Origin of the sequence: Coleofasciculus sp. FACHB-712, assembly GCF_014695635.1 — a bacterium.
GTDB lineage: Bacteria > Cyanobacteriota > Cyanobacteriia > Cyanobacteriales > FACHB-T130 > FACHB-T130.
Genome location: NZ_JACJOQ010000378.1, coordinates 1 through 2,727 on the forward strand (window position 1 = coordinate 1; position 2,727 = coordinate 2,727).

Genomic DNA, 2,727 nt, shown 5'->3' on the forward strand with positions numbered 1-2,727 from the left:
TGCATAAACAGCTTTTCATTGTCTGGGGTAAAAATGCCATGCAGGGTGTGAACAGTAGGCGTTTTTACCAGATTCGCATAAGGCAAGGCAGCGCAGCCCATGTGAGAGTGAATGATATCAAACTTATCTGCTTGCTCGTAGACTCGACTCAATTGCAGCATTTCGTAAATGCTATATTCCTTCACTGAGGAGTCTAAACGGAGTGCCTGTGGATGAACAAATTCTAATTTAGCGAGACTGATGGAATCACCAGATGCAAACAAAGTGACCTCATGACCGCGCCGGACTAATTCATCGCAAAGTAACCCGACAACTAATTCAATGCCGCCATAGGCTGGAGGTGGAACACGCTCCCATAAAGGGGCCACCTGTGCAATTCTCATCACTAACCTCCTAATTGTAGTAAGGTCTAATTTAGATTAGAAGAGGCTCTGTTCTATAGATGTTTTATTCCTTGTGAAGGATTTTCTAAACAGAGGAAATTAATTCACAAAATTTTGATAAAGAATATTTATTTTTGTAGATGCTACTTTAGGCGGAAACTTGGAATTAAGAAGGTAGAGATATCCGAACCCAAAAAATATAAAATTTGAGATATTATTTTGAGAATTAAAATACTTGTATTATGAGAATTTTGCGCGTAATAATCTCTTTTTATCTGGCGCTATAACAACCCTATTGGAATTGTGAATCAGCAGAACAGATGACCGACTTCTTTAAGGAAGTCGGTCATCTCGCTCTCACGCATCATTTAGGACTGCTATACCTTTCCGGGAGCAATCGGGCAAAACATAACTAAGATGTGAGGTGCGTTCCAGTTACCTCCCACTCAGCTCAGTATTAAAGTAACCGATTAGCTTCCCACAACAGGTTTCGTTGAGGCAGCACAATAACTATGACTCACGACTGTAGAGGTAGAAGACATCTTTACAACTTGTCTGCCAGATTCTCCGGACTGCAACTGTTTCTCCGGATGCATCACAATCTTCTTACAAACAACTTGATGGCTGCCTACATCTGCAAAGCTCCAGATGTAATTTTCAAAGTCACTGCTAGTCGCGTTAGCTGGAGATAGCGCTAACGCAGACAATAACACTATCTCCAAAGTTAATAGAGCTACGATCGCAATTCTCAGCATAGTATTTCTACCGAACTAAAAATTTTCCTCATCTGTATTTCTCTAATTATTCCCTGAATTTTCGTCTTCGTAAAGAACCAGGCTTAACCTGGATTCCAGGGAGATGCAACCGTACCACGCTTCAATCTCCAGCTGCAACACTACTGGAGATTGAAGGCTGCTGTGGGTGTGTATTTTAAAATCTCAGTTCAAGCCACTGATGCGGCGATTGAAGCAGCGATCAACAGACAAATTGGAATAATCCTTTAACTTGTGGGAATGCACAAAGCTGTTATGTGAACAAATTAACCGCGATCGCACTTGCAGTGATTGCGATCGCGTTTAGTTGTCGTTTCAGCAACAGACGGAATTGCTCCCGTCTGCTGCCATGTTTCTCAGGAGGAATGGAGGATGCGAAGCGCGTTAATTAGGAAGCGATCGCTGATTCAGCTTGAGCCTGGTCGTTATGACCGTTACCTTGTTCGCTGTTCGCTTCTACAGTTGTTGAAGCAGTTGTGGAAGCATTTGCTCCAGCGATTTCCTTTGGCATCGCATCGCTGCCCACGCCTTGGCTTTCACCCAAGTTGAGCCTAACGACTCGGCGTTGTGCTTCTTCCACCTTAGGCAGCGTCAGCGTTAAAACGCCATTCTGGAAGTCAGCTTGTACCCGCTCGTTTTGGATATGAACCGGCAAAGGAATCATCCGTTGGAATTTACCGTAGCGAAATTCTGAGCGGAAATATCCTTTCTCTTCAACCTTGTTTTCAGAGCGGTGTTCCCCCGAAATTGAAACTGCATCACGAGTCACTTGGACATCGAGATCCTTAGCTTCTAAACCGGGGAGTTGCGCCCTAAGAATGAGGTTGTTATCCATATCTTGAAGTTCAATCAAAGGCGTCCAAGTCATCTCAGACTCGCGGTTGCCTCTTGCAAGTTCCTCAAATAGTTCGTCAAATTGACGGCGTAAGGTTTCTATTTCGCGGAATGGTTGCCAACGTATTAGTGCCATACGTTCAGTTACCTCCGTTATAGACTTAACTCACTCAACGTTATTGTTTGGTAGACTCGCGCACAGCTTCTTTGATTGCGATTACTTAATATGGAGAAGCTGCTTTACCTGAGGCAAGAAAATAGTCTTTTTCAGTAACTGGGTACACTGCTAATTACTTTGACAAAGCAGCTTTCAGTCACAAGACTTATTTGCTTGCCTTAATCTAATATTGTTCTATCCAAAAAGTTTTGTCATTAGGGAAAACCCTACCTAGTAAGTAATGCTTTCCACCCATATCGTAGGGGCGCATAACCACGAGTCTTTCCTGCTCGTGTACGGCAATAACCAATGATTAAGGTGGTCAACACCGTCTCACTGGATTTTCTCTAAATTTATACAATAGCGACAGCGTGAAGGACTCTAACGAGGAATCCTTCTCCCAGATGTTTATGATTTATCTTCCAGTCTCCCTACTTCTATTTATCCTGTTCCTGCTGCTACTACCCTTTCTTTGGTTTGCTTTAGCGGTGGATGTGGTGCAAATTGCGGTAGCCAAGCTAGGATTTTCTCCCGGTATGGCTGTTTTATTACTAACAGCAGTTATTCTGGGCAGCACTAT

The 2,727-nt window shown here is 43.2% G+C and carries 4 protein-coding genes and 1 pseudogene; 2 read left to right on the plus strand and 3 right to left on the minus strand.

Annotated features, from left to right (window positions below; genetic code table 11):
* Both H6F50_RS10460 and H6F50_RS10465 read right to left on the minus strand, forming a co-directional pair.
* The coding region (locus H6F50_RS10460; RefSeq protein WP_190428647.1) for a glycosyltransferase at positions 1-383 on the minus strand (383 nt) is incomplete at its 3' end.
* 470 nt (positions 384-853) lie between these two features.
* Entirely contained in the window at positions 854-1,138 is a 285-nt protein-coding gene (locus H6F50_RS10465; RefSeq protein ID WP_190428648.1) for a hypothetical protein, read from the minus strand.
* Positions 1,139-1,413: 275 nt separating this feature from the next.
* On the opposite strand from H6F50_RS10465, the gene H6F50_RS27555 reads away from it, so the two are divergent.
* Positions 1,414-1,548, plus strand: coding sequence for a hypothetical protein (locus H6F50_RS27555; protein WP_277879335.1), 135 nt, complete (start codon positions 1,414-1,416; stop codon positions 1,546-1,548).
* On the opposite strand, the gene H6F50_RS10470 is transcribed toward H6F50_RS27555, so the two are convergent.
* Positions 1,545-2,126 carry an Hsp20/alpha crystallin family protein gene (locus H6F50_RS10470; RefSeq protein ID WP_190428649.1) on the minus strand — a complete coding sequence of 194 codons (582 nt, stop codon included), beginning with the start codon at positions 2,124-2,126 and terminating at the stop codon, positions 1,545-1,547. The genes H6F50_RS27555 and H6F50_RS10470 overlap by 4 nt on opposite strands.
* 392 nt (positions 2,127-2,518) lie before the next feature.
* On the opposite strand from H6F50_RS10470, the pseudogene H6F50_RS10475 reads away from it, so the two are divergent.
* A pseudogene (locus tag H6F50_RS10475) lies at positions 2,519-2,727 on the plus strand (hypothetical protein); the annotation flags it as partial.